Annotated in this window: 15 protein-coding genes; 9 read left to right on the top strand and 6 right to left on the bottom strand. The window is 42.1% G+C overall.

Annotation, left to right across the window (positions count from 1 at the left end; genetic code table 11):
- Positions 1-14: 14 nt before the first annotated feature.
- From P2G54_RS11140 to P2G54_RS11150, 3 genes are all read left to right on the top strand, one after another.
- On the top strand, positions 15-983 hold the full coding sequence (locus tag P2G54_RS11140) for a kelch repeat-containing protein (protein ID WP_275871128.1): 969 nt from the start codon (positions 15-17) through the stop codon (positions 981-983).
- 106 nt (positions 984-1,089) lie between these two features.
- Positions 1,090-1,788, top strand: coding sequence for an SIMPL domain-containing protein (locus P2G54_RS11145; protein ID WP_275871130.1), 699 nt, complete (start codon positions 1,090-1,092; stop codon positions 1,786-1,788).
- Positions 1,789-1,910: 122 nt separating this feature from the next.
- Positions 1,911-3,227, top strand: coding sequence for a polysaccharide deacetylase family protein (locus P2G54_RS11150; RefSeq protein WP_275871132.1), 1,317 nt, complete (start codon positions 1,911-1,913; stop codon positions 3,225-3,227).
- Positions 3,228-3,298: 71 nt separating this feature from the next.
- Here P2G54_RS11150 and P2G54_RS11155 read toward each other — a convergent pair whose 3' ends face one another.
- The gene (locus P2G54_RS11155) at positions 3,299-4,375 is read right to left on the bottom strand and encodes an amidohydrolase family protein (protein WP_275871134.1); all 1,077 of its coding nucleotides are present in this window, start codon (positions 4,373-4,375) and stop codon (positions 3,299-3,301) included.
- A 122-nt stretch (positions 4,376-4,497) separates the two neighbouring features.
- Between P2G54_RS11155 and P2G54_RS11160 the strand changes: the two genes are divergently transcribed.
- Positions 4,498-4,812: an antibiotic biosynthesis monooxygenase gene (locus P2G54_RS11160; RefSeq protein ID WP_275871136.1), complete on the top strand. Its 315-nt coding sequence runs from the start codon at positions 4,498-4,500 to the stop codon at positions 4,810-4,812.
- 8 nt (positions 4,813-4,820) lie between these two features.
- On the opposite strand, the gene P2G54_RS11165 is transcribed toward P2G54_RS11160, so the two are convergent.
- The 3 genes from P2G54_RS11165 to P2G54_RS11175 form a co-directional block, all read right to left on the bottom strand.
- Positions 4,821-5,384 (bottom strand): Pycsar system effector family protein, encoded by a 564-nt coding sequence (locus P2G54_RS11165; protein ID WP_275871138.1) that lies wholly within the window; start codon positions 5,382-5,384, stop codon positions 4,821-4,823.
- A gap of 172 nt (positions 5,385-5,556) precedes the next feature.
- Positions 5,557-6,237, bottom strand: coding sequence for a twin-arginine translocation signal domain-containing protein (locus P2G54_RS11170; RefSeq protein ID WP_275871140.1), 681 nt, complete (start codon positions 6,235-6,237; stop codon positions 5,557-5,559).
- A gap of 384 nt (positions 6,238-6,621) precedes the next feature.
- The gene (locus P2G54_RS11175; RefSeq protein WP_275871526.1) at positions 6,622-8,796 is read right to left on the bottom strand and encodes a radical SAM protein; all 2,175 of its coding nucleotides are present in this window, start codon (positions 8,794-8,796) and stop codon (positions 6,622-6,624) included.
- Positions 8,797-8,953: 157 nt separating this feature from the next.
- Here P2G54_RS11175 and P2G54_RS11180 point away from each other — a divergent pair, with 157 nt between their 5' ends.
- Both P2G54_RS11180 and P2G54_RS11185 read left to right on the top strand, forming a co-directional pair.
- Positions 8,954-9,412 (top strand): DUF1456 family protein, encoded by a 459-nt coding sequence (locus tag P2G54_RS11180; protein WP_275871142.1) that lies wholly within the window; start codon positions 8,954-8,956, stop codon positions 9,410-9,412.
- 100 nt (positions 9,413-9,512) lie between these two features.
- Positions 9,513-10,403: a dienelactone hydrolase family protein gene (locus P2G54_RS11185; RefSeq protein WP_275871144.1), complete on the top strand. Its 891-nt coding sequence runs from the start codon at positions 9,513-9,515 to the stop codon at positions 10,401-10,403.
- A 45-nt stretch (positions 10,404-10,448) separates the two neighbouring features.
- Here the strand turns inward: P2G54_RS11185 and P2G54_RS11190 are convergent, their stop codons facing one another.
- Positions 10,449-11,444: an aldo/keto reductase gene (locus tag P2G54_RS11190; RefSeq protein WP_275871146.1), complete on the bottom strand. Its 996-nt coding sequence runs from the start codon at positions 11,442-11,444 to the stop codon at positions 10,449-10,451.
- A gap of 212 nt (positions 11,445-11,656) precedes the next feature.
- Between P2G54_RS11190 and P2G54_RS11195 the strand changes: the two genes are divergently transcribed.
- A complete protein-coding gene (locus tag P2G54_RS11195; RefSeq protein WP_275871147.1) occupies positions 11,657-13,174 on the top strand; it encodes a M20/M25/M40 family metallo-hydrolase in 1,518 nt (505 codons plus the stop codon).
- Between the two features lie 27 nt (positions 13,175-13,201).
- A complete protein-coding gene (locus tag P2G54_RS11200) occupies positions 13,202-14,746 on the top strand; it encodes a sulfatase (RefSeq protein WP_275871149.1) in 1,545 nt (514 codons plus the stop codon).
- A gap of 104 nt (positions 14,747-14,850) precedes the next feature.
- On the opposite strand, the gene P2G54_RS11205 is transcribed toward P2G54_RS11200, so the two are convergent.
- The gene (locus tag P2G54_RS11205) at positions 14,851-15,561 is read right to left on the bottom strand and encodes an NUDIX domain-containing protein (protein WP_275871151.1); all 711 of its coding nucleotides are present in this window, start codon (positions 15,559-15,561) and stop codon (positions 14,851-14,853) included.
- 91 nt (positions 15,562-15,652) lie between these two features.
- On the opposite strand from P2G54_RS11205, the gene P2G54_RS11210 reads away from it, so the two are divergent.
- A complete protein-coding gene (locus P2G54_RS11210; protein ID WP_275871153.1) occupies positions 15,653-17,287 on the top strand; it encodes a carboxylesterase family protein in 1,635 nt (544 codons plus the stop codon).
- Positions 17,288-17,307: the final 20 nt, after the last annotated feature.

The raw sequence follows: 17,307 nt of genomic DNA on the forward strand, positions 1-17,307 counted from the left end.
CAGTCGACAAACCCATGAAATCCTATTTTACCTCCATTCTTGTCCTTATAGCATTTGCTGCCTTCGGACAAGAATCCCATTGGGAAGTAATTGAAACCACCAATGAAGCTTCTCCCCGACATGAAAATTCCTTTGTGGAATTGAATGGAAAGTTCTACGCATTGGGAGGAAGGGCCGATAGGCCTGTAGAAGAATACGATCCTGTCACCCAAACCTGGACTGCATTGGCAGATGTACCGATGAATTTCCATCATTTTCAGGCATTGGCATTCCAGAATGAAATTTATGTAATCGGTGCTTTTACAGGAGGCTATCCTCATGAAACACCAATCCCTAATTTTCTGATTTTCAACCCAGAAACAAAGCAATGGAGGGAAGGACCAAAAATCCCTGAAGAAAGGTTGAGAGGATCGGTGGGAGTATTTTCCCGGGACGACAAAATCTATCTTGTATGTGGGATCATTGATGGACATTGGGATGGACATGTCACTTGGTTTGATGAGTATGACCCAGCTACTGGAGAATGGACCATACTTCCCGATGCTCCCCGTCCCCGAGATCATCACAGTGCCACTTTGGTTGGGGACAAGGTATACCTAGCAGGAGGAAGAACTTCCCATGCGGCGATTGGTAAAGTACTGGATTTGACCATTCCGGAAGTAGATTACTTTGATTTCAATACTCAAACCTGGAGTACTGTATCAGCCCCTCTACCTACCCCAAGGGCAGGAACTTCCACCATCAGCAACGGAACCAAGTTGGTAGTCATGAATGGTGAAAGCAACACCCAAGTGCCTGCCCATTCCGAGGTGGAAGTTCTAGACACTCAAACAGGAACCTGGTCCAAATTACCCAACCTAAATCAAGGAAGACATGGGACTGGTGTAGTTTACTATCAGGGAAAAATCTATGTAGCTGCAGGTTCTGCCAACCGTGGTGGAGGTCCTGAGTTGAATAATATTGAAGTTTTGGAGTGGAAATAAGTACAGGATGGATTTGACAAATTCATCGAATCTTAATTTTCCCTAATTTCTTGTAAACTGGTTTAGCTTTTGTCCGTTTGAAATCGAACATCTAAACACAACTATTATGAAACCGATTTTATCCTTCCTTTTTGCATTGCTACTGGCTGTACCTGTTTTTGCACAGCAAACCGAATCTATACCCCTTATTGAAGTAGAGGGCTATGCTGAGCGAAAAATCGCACCTGATGAGGCAATTTTTTCTATTTCATTGGAAGAAAAAGCCCTTAAAGTAACCGATGCTGTTCAAGCTTTAAACCAAAAAACTCAAAGACTTGCCGAATCTCTAAAAAAAGGGAAGATCAGAGACTACAAACTAATCGCAGATAATTATTCGGTAGATATAAATCGAATCTATCGTAGCGGAAGCTCCCGGGACAGTGGATATGTGGCACGCCAAACGCTCAGAATAGAAACCAATGCTACCAATCCGGATTTGCAGAAAATCGTTGATGCTATCCAAAATGCCGGAGACATGAGTTTTAATCTAAGCTTTGGGATTGCTGAAGCTACTCGTAAATCCCTAGAAAACGAACTTTTGGTGGAAGCCTTGAAAAATGCAGAGTCCAAGGCCCAATTAATCGGCAATACTTTTTCTATTCGTAGTTTGAGAGTACATCACGTTAGTATTGCCGGAGATAATGTCCCAACACCCAAGTTTATGATCAATGCAAGAGCGGAAGCCAGCAATATGGGGGCTGATATGTTTATTCAAACGGATAATCAGACCATTAGCAAACGAGTATACGTCAAATACACCTATTGATTGAGGAAAGGCCGCAATAGCGGCCTTTTTTTTTGCCTTTATCTCCATTCCAAAAATTGACAAATGGTTTACGAATTCAAGGCATTTTAGGCATATTGTATTACCAAACACTTAAACCTAAAATGAAATTCTCCCACTCAATTTGGCTCTTAGCTTTAGGAGCTTTTGCCTGCACACAAACAGAAACCTTTCAGGTCAGTACTGAAATAACCAAATGGCAAGGAAACAAGACCGGAGCCATCTCAGTCACCTATGATGATGGGATCGTCAATCAGCTTACCATTGCCAAACCCATTATGGACAGTCTTGGATTGCCGGCTACCTTTTACATCATTACGGGGAAAGTCGAAGGCTCAGGAAAAGGAAAATTCATTGGAAGAGATCCACAGGAAATTATTGCAGAAACAGCCCAAACCCCTACTGATTCAAGCAATTTCTTTGAGCGAGCTTCCCTGATTGCATTCACAGGAACCTCAGAAGCCGAAGATTATCATGCCCGGGTTGGATCTCTATTCGAACAAGGCAAAATATCCGAAGCTTATGCCCTAATTGACGAAGGATATGAAAAAATCCGAAAAGGGACCATGAAAAATACCGACGATGTGGTTTTTCACAATAATGTCGAAGACACTACATCTTGGGATCTCTATCGGTCCTATTCAGCGCAAGGTCATGAAATAGCCTCCCATACCGTAACCCATCCCCGACTTGCCGTGTTGGATGAAATCAACATGCTCTATGAATTGGAGCAAAGTAAGGCCGACTTATTAAAAAACATTGGTCCAGAATCCACCTTCTCTGCAGAAGGGCCGTATGGAACCGAAAATGAACGCGTCATGGAATACGCACACAAAATCTACCCTTCGCTTCGAAATCGAATGCCTGAAGAATGGCTGGAAGAGATCAATAGAGGTTCTTCCATGACTCCGGGAGAATCCGACAAAGAGTACGTTCAATGGCAACGAGGACCATTGACTAAAATAGGAATAGGACAGATGAAAGCTTGGGTAGATACAGTTCTTTCCCATGACAACAACTGGTTGGTATTGGTTTTCCACGGAGTTGAAAACCTGGGTTGGGAACCCAAATCCAGAAATGAACTGGTGGAATATTTCTCTTACATGAAATCCAATGAGGATAAACTCTGGATCTCCACCTTCCGAGATGTCACCAAATACCTCCGTGAGCGAAAGGCTACCCAAATCCAAACTGAAGTAAGCGGTGACCAAATTCAGGTCAATCTGAAAACTGATCTGGATCCAGACGTATATTTCATCCCCCTGACTCTAAAAACCTACCTTCCAAATGAATGGGGGAAAGCCCAACTCAGCACCGATGATGGCACGAGGGATTTGGAAGTTCAATCCGATGAAAAAGGAAAATACGTGGTGTATAATTTGAACCCGAGTGGCAGAGGAAGCTTATTAAAAGTTAATTAAGACTGGTTTAATTAATAAAAAAGGGGATGGGTTTATTGAAAGCCCATCCCCTTTTTAACTTATAAATAATCCTAATCCAACTGGATTTTAAACCATTTGACGGCATTGTGAAAATAGATTTTATCAATCACCTCTTTTGGAAGCTGCAAGCCCTGAAATGAGCCATTCACCACAGGGTCTTCCATCCATTCTTCGGTTGCGAAATACTTCCAATCTTGCTCCCAAGTCTTTTTTGCTCGCTCTTTCACAACTGCATCATCGGAGTTTTGAGCAATGGCCAAATCCGTTCCATAGATCAATCTATCCTGATACCGAATCATAAAATCCCGAACCCTTTGCCGGTCTTTTTGGCTCTGGAACTGCAAATGACCGATTCGGGCCGCCATGTCCACAGCCATATTTGGAAACCGGTCCAATCGTCGAGCCAATTCATCCACATCCCACTCTACACTTCCCAAATGGGCTCCAACAAACCTGATTTCAGGAAACTTTGACAACAAATTGTCCCTCGCCTCAATCTGTTGTTCATAGGAAGGATATTCTGGGTGAAGGTACATATGATACTCCGGGTGCTCCTTGAAATAACTTCTGTCGTTGTTTACGGTCATTTCTTCCAAGGGTAGCCAGCAGTTTTTGGGCTCTCCCAAATGGGCCATCAGGGTTTTGTCCTTTTCCAGTAAAAACTGGAAAATCGGTTCCAGTCTTGGATGGTCTGCCATGATGAAATTTCCATTTTCATCTTTATAAGTCATTCCAATGTTTTTCCAGATTTTGATTCCTAGTGCTCCTTGTTCAAGGGAGTTTTCAATCCTGGAAATTTCCTTTTCAGCCCAGTTGGGGTCATTCCAACCTTCCAGGGAAATCGTGGACAGAAAGTCCAAATGGTCTGGATTTTTTGACTTTTGATGGACTGCCAATCTCAATTGCTCAGAAATATCAGGATAACCGGGAGCATCCACATTCACATCAAGAAGAAAGAAATTAGAGGAAATGGCCGCCTCAGCCAAGGCAGTACTTTCGGAATTATGATGGGTATGGGTGTCAATCTTCTTTACTTTCAAAAAATCACCCATTTCATAATAGGCGGGTTGGGAATGAAATAGACCGGTCATTGCTTGAATCAGCAAAGGAAATAACAGATGTATCATAGTTTGGGTGATTTTGGGATCATTCAATTTATCATTCAGGTGCAAAACTTCAAACCATTTTTTGTACAATACCCTAAACAGGGTAAATTCATCTACCCCCAAGTTGTACAAAAGAAAAGCCTATGTTTATTGCAGTCTATTCGTTTAAAGTAAAACCCGGTGAAGAAGACACCTTTATTGAAGCATGGAAGGCACTTACAGAGCTAATTTATAAACACAAGGGAAGTCGGGGTTCAAGATTACACTTATCTTCAAAAAACACCTACATAGGGTATGCTAAATGGCCTGACAGGGAAACTTGGCAAAGTCTTAAAACACTACCCATAGAAGCAGAAGTCTTGAGAAAAAAACTAGGAGAAAGCTGTGAGGAAATCACTACTGTTTATGAAATGGAAGTAGTGGAAGATCTTCTAAAAGACAAGGTCTTCGATTCCTGAATAAGAAATCAAGCAAAGAGCTGTAGTAAAAATGCAACCACGCCAATGATCAACCCGATCATAAAAACTTGGTAAGCATGCCGAAGCAACTTGTATTTATGGTTGAGAACCATACTTTGATAATACAGGGAAGTTGACATTTGCTCCATGATTTCGGCCTTGGAGGTCATAACTTTCTCAAGCTCTCCCAAATACTCTTCCTTGGTGAAATTGGATACAGATCCAAAAAATATCACCGAATTCTTACTGTTTGGATTGGTGGATTTGCCAACAATTTTTGGTTTGGCGGCCTGTACCGCCAAAATCGTCGAGCTCAAACAGGTCAATAAAAAAGAAATCAAAGGAATCAGCATCAACAGGTCAGCCATATCCAACTGGTTGGAAACAGAACCATAACCTACAAGTGCCACCATGGAAGAAATCACCAAAGCATTGATGCTAATAATGATATTTGCCTTATTGTCGGCAATTTTAAGTAGCTGGGAATTATTATTAAAAGTAACCCTGTAGAAAGTTTGCCTTTCTCTTGACGTCTTTTCTATTTCTCTGTTCTGAAAAGCCTGCTCGTTCATAGAAGCTAGTGGTTTGTAAAACAATTTAGTGAATTTTTAATTTGGGAAAAGGGTCTAGAGTCCTCACCAATCAAAATCAATCAGTAATATCAAACCAAAGGAAGTAAATGTGAAAAAGAGCCCAAATTAGGCTCTTTTTATCTCTAGATTACAGCAATATAAAATTGTAAAATCAACCTCCTGCGAATACATAGGCACATCCATGTTCCTGGGCTCTTCCCAAAGCCCACACACCGGAAGGAACGATCTGGATTCCAGGCAGTACACCGGCCACCCATTCTTTATAAACTTCTCCGGAATCAGCATTCACTTGTGAAGCTACACCCTGGCTGTAAACTTGAAGAGCCAAATCACATACACAGAACATCGCTCCTCTATCCTGTAAATCTTTGATCCCCTGAATTTGGGGTACCGGGAAATCTCCTGGTTTGGGTTCATATACTATATTCCTTAGAGAAGGCGAGCCTGTTTGCTTATCATTCACTCCAAAAACCTCCCCAAGCTTGTACTTTGACCAAATTTTGTCTTCCAAGGCAAAGGGAATGGCACTATGCCGCAAAACAGTTACCGCTGTGATATCTGAGTCCGGACTCTCCGTTTGATTATTGGTTAGATAAAAAGCCCAATTCCAAATAATCGGAAAACCGTCATGCGGAGTGGATCCATCATAGACGATCCTGTGAGAGCCTTTTACTTTATTGAACCAAGCATCGGCTTCATGCAAAACTTTTGTGTTCTTATTGGTGTCTACTCCAAGGATTGGTTGGGTAAAACCTGTTAGTCCCCCAAGTGCAGAACCCGCTGCAAGAGTTCCAATAAAGTTTCTTCGAGAATTACTATTTGAATTTTTCATAGTGTATGGGTTTTGTTAGGCAAATTCAAGACTGGATAAAACTGATTTTAAAAGTCCATGAATACTTAATTTAAATAAATGACCCATTAATTCAAATTAATTATCTGATTTTCAGTAACTTAAAATTATTTTATACAGCAAAAAATCCATTACCCATATTCAATTTTTAATTTTTCTTTAGTTAAATTCTTTAATTTCAAAAAACTATCAATCCATTAATCAACAAAACCTACCTCAAAAAGTCTCTTCATTTAGTCCTAATAAACAATCCAAATTAAATTGGAATAATCCTAATTCAATCCTACTTGAAACGCCAATAAAAAAGTGCATTGGCCCAGTTGCTAAACAATACTAGATACCTTGTTCCTGTTCTTAAGTTCCAGCTTAAAAAACCAAAAGCCCCTGTTCCCTCAAGATATCCCAAACCTCAGATTCCACTAATTCTGAAAAGTCCTCAAATTTCTTTTCATAGTCCTCACGAATTGACTTTAAATTCTGAAGAGGCTTTAAATAATTTACTTCCGCCAACATTTCAGCGAGCCATATTCCAAGTTCCAAGGGAAGTTCCATCGCAAAATCCTCCTTCTTCCCTGAAAAAATAAGTTCCGAAATACCCTCATGTTCTAAAATCTGTATTTCGGGCAGCTCCCCAATCCAGAGTATACGCTGCTGATCCTTGTATTGAACAGGCATTTCTCGTTGGATTTCCTTGGATATATAATTTTTAGGGATGGATGTTGGGGGAACCTTGATGTCAAACCAGTTTTTCAGGGGAATATCAAAACCCACCCCGTGCATGTAATTGAACAGGGATTTTCTCAAACCTTCTCCATAAAGTCCGTGATCTGCACCCGATGGATCCAAATGAGGAAGTTCGTTGTTCGCAAATGATCCCAGCTCAGAAATTTGACTGATCACTCCAAATGATTGGGGATCCAAACCAACAGGGCTGTGAGCGGTCATTGCAAAGCGGTGCCAAAAACCCGACTGCAAGACTCCCGTATCAAAAAGTTGACGAACCATCTCCAAAGAATCAATGGTTTCCTGTGCAGTCTGAGTAGGAAAACCATACATCAAATAGGCATGAACCATTATCCCCGCTTGGGTAAAATGATTGCAAACCCGAGCTACTTGCCCTACGGTCACCCCTTTCTTAATCAAAGCCAAAAGCCGATCAGAAGCAACCTCCAAACCTCCTGAAACCGCTATGCACCCAGATCGATGCAGCAGTCTACAGAGATCACCGGTAAAACTGCTTTCAAAACGGATATTGGTCCACCAAACCACAGAAATCCCTCTTCTCAAAATCTCAATAGCCAAATCCCGCATCAGAGCAGGTGGGGCCGCCTCATCTACAAAATGAAATCCATTATTCCCTGTCTGAGCTATAATCTCCTCAATCCGATCACAAAGAATGGAGGCGTTGATGGGTTCATAGCGCTGAATATAATCTAAGGAAATATCACAAAAGGTGCATTTCCCCCAGTAGCAGCCATGAGCAAGTGTCAGTTTGTTCCATCTACCGTCACTCCAAAGGCGGTGCATGGGGTTTGCTACCTCAATTACTGACAAGTATTCCCGGAGTGGCAAATCACTGTAATCAGGAGTCCCTGTTTCTCGCTGGGGCACATCCTTAACCGCTGAATTGTTCAAAAACTTTACCTCGCCCTTCATTCGAACAAAAGTCCTCTTCAATTCCTGAAGCTCTCTGTCCCCACTCAAATACTCCAACAACAAGCGAATAGGCGCCTCTCCATCATCCAGCAAAATGAAATCCACGAAGTCAAAAACCCGTGTTTCCTTCAGAGAGCGAAGTTCTGTATTGGGGTAGCCCCCTCCCATCCAAAGCTTGATTTGAGGATGATTTGATTTGAGATATTGTCCGCACTTCAAGGCTCCATAAAGATTTCCCGGAAAAGGATCTGAAAAAGCAACGGATTCCGGTTTCCATAGCCTGATTTTCTCTTCCAGAATTTCACACATCATCCGGTCAATCATTCCAGAGGGTTCCATCAGTGCTTCATGCAGTTCGTCAAAAGAATTGGCTGATAAGGCCAAGGATTCAGCATATCGACTAAATCCAAATTTGGGATCTATAGCTTCCTTTATCAGATCACTTAAATCCTCCAAATAAAGAGTAGCCAGATAGCGTCCTCTATCCCGGATCCCCATCGTCCCAAAGGCCCATTCCAGATCATCCAATTGCTCAAATCGGCTTGCTTCCGGAAGGTAATCCTCTTCGGAAATCCTGTAAGCCAAAGTTGGATTTTTATCCTGCAAAAATGAGATAACCGAGTCTATAGTTTGCAAATACCTGTTTCTCAGACGGAAAATCCTGGCAGAATTTTCAGACAGTTCACCAGTCTTCTCCCCCACTTCTTGAAATACCTGTGTCAATCCCTTTTTGGAAAAAAGGCGAAGAATCACTTCAATGCCCAAGTCCATTTGCCTGGAAGAATACCCAAGTGTATTTAGATACCCTTTCAGGTAGGCTGTCGCCGGATAGGGTGTATTGAGTTGGGTAAATGGGGGCGTGATGAAAAGTACTTTGGTTTCCAAAATGTCGTAGAAAATTAGGGTGATCAAAGTTCGGAAAGATTATGGGAAAAATTACCATTGGATTAAAAACCCAATTAAACCTAATCAGGAAAGAACAGCCTCTATTTGGTGAGTGGGAAATAAATTGACCATCTTTGAAGCGTTCTAATTAAGTACCATGAGCAATAACGATATCCTCCGAACCCTACGCTATACTTTTGACTTCAATGATTTTGAAATGATCGACATCTTTGGATTGGGAGGATTGGAAGTTACCCGTCCTGAAGTCAGCGACTGGCTCAAAAAAGAAGAAGATCCGGAATTCAAGCCAATTTACGACAAGCAGCTTGCTGTATTCTTAAATGGCTTAATCATTTTGAAAAGGGGTAAAAAGGATGATCAGATTCCCCAGCCCGAAAAATCCCTGAATAACAACCTCATCCTTAGAAAGCTTAAAATTGCCCTCAACCTAAAAGAAGAGGATATGCTTGCCATATTTGCCAACAGAAACTTCCGGATAAGCAGGCATGAACTGAGCGCATTTTTCAGAAAACCCTCCCAACCCCAATACAGGGAGTGCAAGGATCAGATTTTAAGGAATTTCCTACAGGGACTTCAAATGAAACATAGGCCATAGCCCCTTCCATCACTTCTAAATTCAAGTATTCTATTTTCTGGTAGTTGGGCAGTTGGATTTTGGTATATTAATACTCCTATTCCGCATAAACCCTTTAACCATGAAAAAACTCAACAAAGAAGACATTCCACAGGAAGTCTTTGACCTCTATGACTATTACGCACACAACAAGCTCGATAGAAGAACTTTTGTAGAAAAGCTTTCAGCCTACACTGCAGGTGGGATTACTCTCACTACATTGATGAGTACCATGATGCCGGATTATGTCACTACGGCAACAATCCTTCCGGATGACAAACGGCTTCAAAGCTCCGATTACATTTTTTATAACTCTCCCAAAGGAGGAGGAGAAATCAGGGGACTACTCTCTAAGCCTGCTGGAACAAATGGAAAAGTCCCGGGCATTGTTGTGGTTCATGAAAACAGAGGTCTAAACCCTTACATTGAAGATGTAGGTAGAAGATGTGCTGTTGCAGGTTTTATTTCCCTTGCTCCTGATGCCCTGTGGCCTCTAGGCGGCTATCCTGGAAATGATGATGAAGGCCGTGAAATGCAGCGAAATAGAACCCGTGAGGAAATGTTGGAGGATTTCATAGCAGCTTATGAATACCTAAAGAACCATCCTGATTGTGACGGGAATGTAGGTGTGGTAGGATTCTGCTTTGGGGGTTGGATTTCCAATATGATGGCTGTAAAAATTCCTGATTTAGGTGCTGCTGTACCATTTTACGGAGGGCAACCCACCACAGAAGAAGCAGCACAAATCAAGGCTCCACTCATGATCCAATACGCCGGTTTGGATGAACGTGTAAATGCCGGATGGCCAGCATACGAAGAAGCTTTAAAAGCCAATGGAGTCAGCTATGAAATGTATATGTACCCAGATGTGAATCATGGATTCCATAACAATACCACACCACGCTATGATGAGGCTGCTGCCAACTTAGCATGGGAAAGAACCATTGCTTTCTTCAAGAAGAATCTGAAATAAGAATACTTAAAACGATTAAAGGGGAATTTCTTCCCCTTTCTTTTTTTATCCCTTTGCCTGCATTGCTTGCATGATTTGCTGCCAATCTGATTGGTACAGCTCCCTTAGATACTGATGATCAGCTTTTGAAAGCTGAACCAATCCCTGTGTATTCAATTCCACATGACGGGGAGTTCGAATACCGGGAATAACAGTACTAATCTCTTTGAACCCCAGAATAAAACTGAGGGCAAGAGCGGAAAGTGAAGTCTCATAGGCTTTAGCCATTGGAAGAACTTTACTGTTCAGGATTTCTAAAGTATTTCGAATAAGTTCCGGAGTAAGTCTGTAGGATCGGTGATCATCTTGACTAAAGGTAGATTCCGGAGTGATTTTTCCACTGAGAAGTCCAAATTGCAGAGGCATACGGGCTATGATTCCATAGCCTTGACTTCCGGCATTTTCCATTTCGGGCACTGCAAGCTGATTGATAAGATTGAGGACCAATTGAAATCCGTTACCCTGATGCTTTTGCATCAGAAATTCTGCTTCAGGTGATGGAGAAAAGGTAATCAAGGAGGACCCCCAATATCTGATTTTTCCTTGCTCTTTCAGGGTTTCCATAGCTTCAATACATGCCCCGTCCTCCAAATGCTGTACTCGTGCGACATGTAGCTGATAATAATCGATCACGTCCCTTTTCAGTCTTCTTAAACTATTTTCACAGGCTTCAATCAGGTATTCCTTGGAATAATCCACCGTTGGTTTTCCGTCGGTACCCACCTTTTGTCCAACCTTGGTGGCTATCAGCACATCTTTTCTATTCCCAAACACTTCTCCAATTAGTTTTTCAGAATGGCCTAGACCGTAAAAATCAGCCGTATCATAAAAGTTAATTCCTGCGTCCAGGGCAGCATTCAGAGCTTGCACAGAAACCTCATCATCCGATGGGCCCCATCCAATCTCCACTCCCCCAACGTTGGCTGTCCCACCAATTGCCCAAGCTCCAAAACCAATTTCACTGACTGTCAGATCCGTATTTCCAAACTTCCTGTAATTCATATTCTAGGGGGATAAATATTTTGTACCAGGATTAAATCTAAAGCAATAAATTTTAAAATACTCTTCTCTTACCATGAGCGGCATATTGAAATTTTAAATGCCATCCTGTATAATAATCACAAACCAAAAACAAGCCTGTTTTCCGATTATGAAATAAGCATTTGTTATTGTTAGATTTATGTGACTAATTCCTGCATCTAATCACCCAAATCATGAAAAAGTACAGCTTTCTTTTGGCACTTGGACTGGGCTTCCAGTCTTTTGCCCAAACCCCGGATCAATCTGCTTTAGAACAATTAACCGATAAACAATGGCAGAAGGGCCTCGAACTATTGAAGGAAATCGTAAGCATTCCCAATGATGCATTTTATCCGGAACAAGTGGAAAACAATATTCAGTGGTGTGAGGAGCAGTTCCAAAAAAGAGGATGGACTTCTGAAAGGCTCGAGACAGATGGCACACCTTTACTCCTTGTAGGAAAAACACAAGCCAAAGCCGAAAAAACAGCCTTGTTTTATTTTCATGTAGATGGACAGGCCGTGGATCGTAGCAAATGGAATCAACCTGACCCCTATACTGCTGTACTTAAATCACAGAGCACAAACGGTAATTGGGAAATCATCCCAATGGAGAAACTAAATTCCGAATACAACCCCGATTGGAGGATTTTTGCACGTTCAAGCTCCGATGATAAAGGCCCCATCGCAATGTTTCTCACCGGTTGGGACGCCTTAACAGAAGAGGGCATTTCCCCAAATTACAATGTGAAGATCATATTGGATTTTGAGGAAGAGCAAGGTTCCCCTCAGCTACCTGCAGCCGTGGTCAAATACAAGGAAAAACTTGCAGCAGACTTGATGCTAATTATGGATGGACCTAGACATACATCCAATGAACCAACACTTAGTTATGGAGCGAGAGGGATTTCAGAAATGATCTTAACAACCTACGGACCTAAAGTCCCGCAGCACAGTGGACATTATGGAAATTATGCTCCAAACCCAGGTTTCTTATTGGCTCAGTTGCTCGCCTCCATGAAGGACGAAAACGGCAGAGTTTCTATCCCTGGTTATTACGATGGAATTGAATTCACAGATTCTGAAAAAGCTATTCTAGATGCTGTTCCGGATGATGAAGATGCCATCAAGAAACGTCTTGGCCTGGGACGCACTGACCAGGTAGGCCAAAGCTATCAGGAAAGCATTCAATACCCGTCCCTAAACATCCGTGGAATGGCCTCTGCTTGGGTTGGACCAGAAGCAAGGACCATCATTCCTGCTACTGCCATGGCCGAGTTGGATGTCAGACTGGTACCAGAATCTGATCCCAACAGGCTATTTAGCCTGATTGAAGATCACATCCGGAAGCAGGGATTTCATATTGTCACAGAAGACCCCACAGACGAAGAAAGAATGAGGTATCCAAAAATCGTCAAAATGCATAAATCCATTTCTTACCAAGCCTTCCGGACTTCCATGGATTCCGAAGCTGGGGTTTGGCTGAGAAAAGCAATGAACAGAGCCTTTGGGAAAGATCCGGTACAAATCCGTATTTCCGGCGGATCTATACCAATTTCTCCTTTCGTGGATGCCTTAGGTATACCAGCTGTAACCATTCCAACTGTAAACGCCGACAACAACCAACATAGCCCCAATGAAAATCTAAGGCTTGGAAATTACAAAGAAGGAATCTTAACGATTATGTCCGTACTCACAGAGCCATTAAACTAATCCATTGTATCCAAACTCAAAATCCTGATGAAAAACTCATTTTTTATCCTGTTGATCCTGCTTATAGCGGCAGCTTGTTCATTCAATGAAGAAAAAAAACAGGCGGATAAGCCAAACATTATTTTCATCTTTTCGGATGATCATGCCTTTCAAGCAATTTCAGCTTACCAAAGCCGCTTGGCAGAATTGGCCCCAACACCCAATATAGATAGGATTGCAAAAAACGGGATGCGGTTTGACAGGGCCTACGTAACCAACTCAATCTGCGCTCCTTCAAGGGCATCAGTTTTGACGGGATTGCACTCGCATTCCAATGGTCACCGCACCAATAATGATACCTTTGACGGTTCACAAACTACCTTTCCAAAGTTGCTACAGGCTAATGGTTACTCCACTGCTTTGATTGGAAAATGGCACCTCAAATCCGAGCCAACTGGATTTGACCATTGGGAAATATTACCCGGACAGGGCCATTATTACAATCCGGACTTTATCGTACCCGGAGATACGATCCGCGAAACAGGATATGTCACTGAAATTATTACAGACAAAACCATTTCTTGGCTCAATGAGCAAAAGGAAAGTGGAAAACCATTTATGCTGATGATGCAGCACAAAGCTCCTCACAGAGAATGGGAAAAAGGACCCAAGCAATTGAGTCTCTACGAGGATGTCACCTTTCCTGAACCGGATAATTTGTTTGATGAATATACTTCCAGAACCTCAGCGGCCAAGGATCAGGACATGACGATTGAAAAAACCATGCAGTTGAAGTCTGATCTGAAATTATGGGACCACGCGACAGACAGTACTGAAAACAGGTCATGGAAACGAACTTATGGAAGAATGAATGCAAGCCAGCGTGCAGCTTGGGATGCCGTTTATGATCCCATCAAACGGGAATTTGACAGCTTGAATCTAAGCGGGAAAGACCTTGTAAAATGGAAATACCAGCGTTATATGCGGGATTATTTAGCGGTGATCAGGGCTGTAGACGAAAGTGTTGGCGAGATTTTGGACTATCTGGAAGCCAATGGACTCAGTGAAAACACACTGATCGTATATACTTCAGACCAAGGTTTTTATCTTGGAGAGCATGGTTGGTTTGACAAGCGATTCATGTATGAGGAAAGCTTTAGGACACCATTATTGATGTCCTGGCCAGGAGTCATCCCAGCAGGAAGTAATTCCCAAGCATTGGTTTCAAACCTGGATTTTGCCCAAACTTTCCTAGACATCACCCAAACCCCTGATCCGGGGACCATGCAAGGTCTAAGCCTTCTTCCTGTTATGAAGGGAGAAAGCCCCGAAAACTGGAGAAAAAGTCTTTACTATGCTTATTACGAATATCCCGGTGTCCATTCTGTCAAAAAACATGACGGCGCCTTTGACGGGCGATATAAACTGATTCACTTCTATGAAACAGACGAGTGGGAATTTTATGACCTTCTTTCTGACCCCAATGAAATGAATAACATCTATTCCTCCCCTGAAATCCAAAACCAGGTCGAGCGAATGAAAAATGAGTTAAAGCGGCTTCAGGAAGAATACGCTGTGGAAAACGCACAATAAACCTATCGGCACCAAAAAAGAAACCCGGATCGAAAATTGATCTGGGTTTCTTTTTTAACTTTTTCAAATAGCTTAGAAACTTAAAACTGAAATAAAACCTTCTTTTAGCTGGCCCTTTTTTCCCTGAAACTGTATAAATACGGGGCTTTATGAGAGCCCCCAGAATAGAGTTTTTCATGGCGTTCTAAAATGCCCAATCCCAACATTTTTCTCTGGAAGTTGGCTCGGTTGAGTTTTTCTCCCAAAATAGCTTCGTACACATGCTGCAATTCTTTCATGGTAAACCTCTCCGGAAGGAGGTTGAATGAAAGCAGCTTTTGATCCAAATGGGTCCGAAGGTGACTCAATGCTTTCTCTACAATGAAATTATGATCCAAAATCAATTGAGGTAGGGTATCTACCTCATACCATCTTATGGAATCGGACAAGGCGTCCGGTTTGGGCTCCACCAATTCGTAGTTGATCAGTGCATAGTAGCCTACGGAAACAAAACGCTCCAAAATCCAGTGATCGTCCTGAACACCTCCATGCGGCTCAAGAATCGCTTTCATCACCTCTGGTTGATGTCTTTCCACGGAACCAAAAGTGTAAAATTGCTCCAGAAATATCTGATCTAGACCGGTACGCTCCTTCAAACCCCTTTTGACGGCCTCATCCAGAGGCTCATCGATTTTCACAAATCCCCCAGGCAAAGCCAACCAGCCGGTATTATGGTATTCCATCAGTAGGATTTTTAGTTTTTCTCCGGAAAAGCCAAAAATCACGGAATCATAAGCCAAATGGCTTAGGTAGGTTAAACTTGTTTCTAAAGACATTTTATTAAATCAATACTATTCAAATATCTAGGATTTCTACAGAAATGCAATTAATATTGTTTCAATACGAAACAATAAATAAACCTGATCAATGAAACCTAATCTAGCCCTTCTTCTTTTGGCTGCACTAATATCCATAACTTCCATTGATAGTAAAGCTCAGGGAAATAATTCCTTTGCCGTACAAACAAAAATCAAAAACGGGATCATCGAAGGTAATTATGATACCAAAACTGGTGTCCAGAAATATTTTGGAGTTCCTTTTGCCAAACCACCTGTAGGTGATCTACGATGGAAAGCCCCACAACCTCTTGAGGATTGGTCCGGAGTAAAAATCACCAAAAAATTTGGCCCCCGTGCCGTACAAGCACCTGTCTTTGGAGACATGAATTTCAGATCGGATGGCATAAGCGAGGACTGCCTTTACTTAAATATCTGGACTCCAGCTGACAGAGACGACCAAAATCTTCCCGTCCTGGTATATTTTTATGGAGGTGGTTTTGTTGCAGGAGATGGTTCAGAGCCTAGGTATGATGGTGAAAGCATGGCCCAAAAAGGCATGATTGTGGTGACAGTAAATTATCGTTTGGGGATTTTCGGATTCTTCGCTCATCCGGAACTAAGTGCAGAAACAGACTACAAAGGCTCTGGAAATTATGGATTGATGGACCAAGCGGCTTCCCTTCAATGGGTAAAAGAAAATATTACTGCTTTTGGAGGCGATCCAAATAAAGTTACCATTGCCGGTGAGTCGGCAGGTTCTATTTCAGTCAGCTACCAAATGGCTTCTCCCCTTTCCCGAAACTTGATTGCCGGAGCAATTGGAGAATCAGGTGCTGGTATCAATCCAACCTTGGCTCCTGTTAGCCTGGAAGAAGCAGAAAAAACGGGAGAAGAATTTGTCCAAAATGCAGGTTTGTCCTCATTCAAAGAACTCCAGGCTATGTCTACCAAGGATGTTTATGAGCTTTACGTGGAGTCCAAGCGTTTTGGATTCCCAGTTGTAATTGACAATTATTTCCTTCCAAAAACGCTTCCTGAAATATTCGAATCCGGAGAGCAGGCACAGGTTCCATTGCTAGCGGGCTGGAACTCTGCAGAAATTCCGGGAATGGCATTTATGCAGGGACAGCCTTACACTCCTGAAGCTTTTGTACAAAAGGTAAAAGAAACCTACCCTGAAATCCATGAAGAAGTAATAAAAGTTTATCCCCATACTACTCCCGAGGAGGTAGAATGGTCAGCCACCAATTTGGCTTCTGACCGATTTATTTCCTACAGTACATGGAAATGGCTGGATTTGCATGCCAAACATTCCCAGCAACCTGTTTACAGATACCTTTACAGTAAATTGAGACCTCCATTGAAAGATCAAAACTTAACACCTGGACTTGCAGGAGGAACCATTGAAGGAGGACCAAAAATGCCGGAGCCTATCGGGGCACCTCATGCCTGCGAGATTGAATATGCTATGGGAAATCTTCCAATCGTCAAGGAATACGCTTGGACTAAAGAGGATTACGAAGTTTCCAGACAAATGCAGGAATACTTCGCCAATTTCATCAAATATGGAAATCCAAACGGTGAAAACCTGGCAGAATGGAAAGCAATGCAAGGTAATCAAAGCAACCCTCCTTATATGGTTATTGATATTGTATCAAAGAGTGAGAATTCTCAGGTCGAAAACCGGTACAAATTCCATAACCAATATTATTCTAAGAAATAAAGGAATTACCTGATTTTTTT

This window comes from Algoriphagus sp. CAU 1675, from assembly GCF_029222925.1.
GTDB lineage: Bacteria > Bacteroidota > Bacteroidia > Cytophagales > Cyclobacteriaceae > Algoriphagus.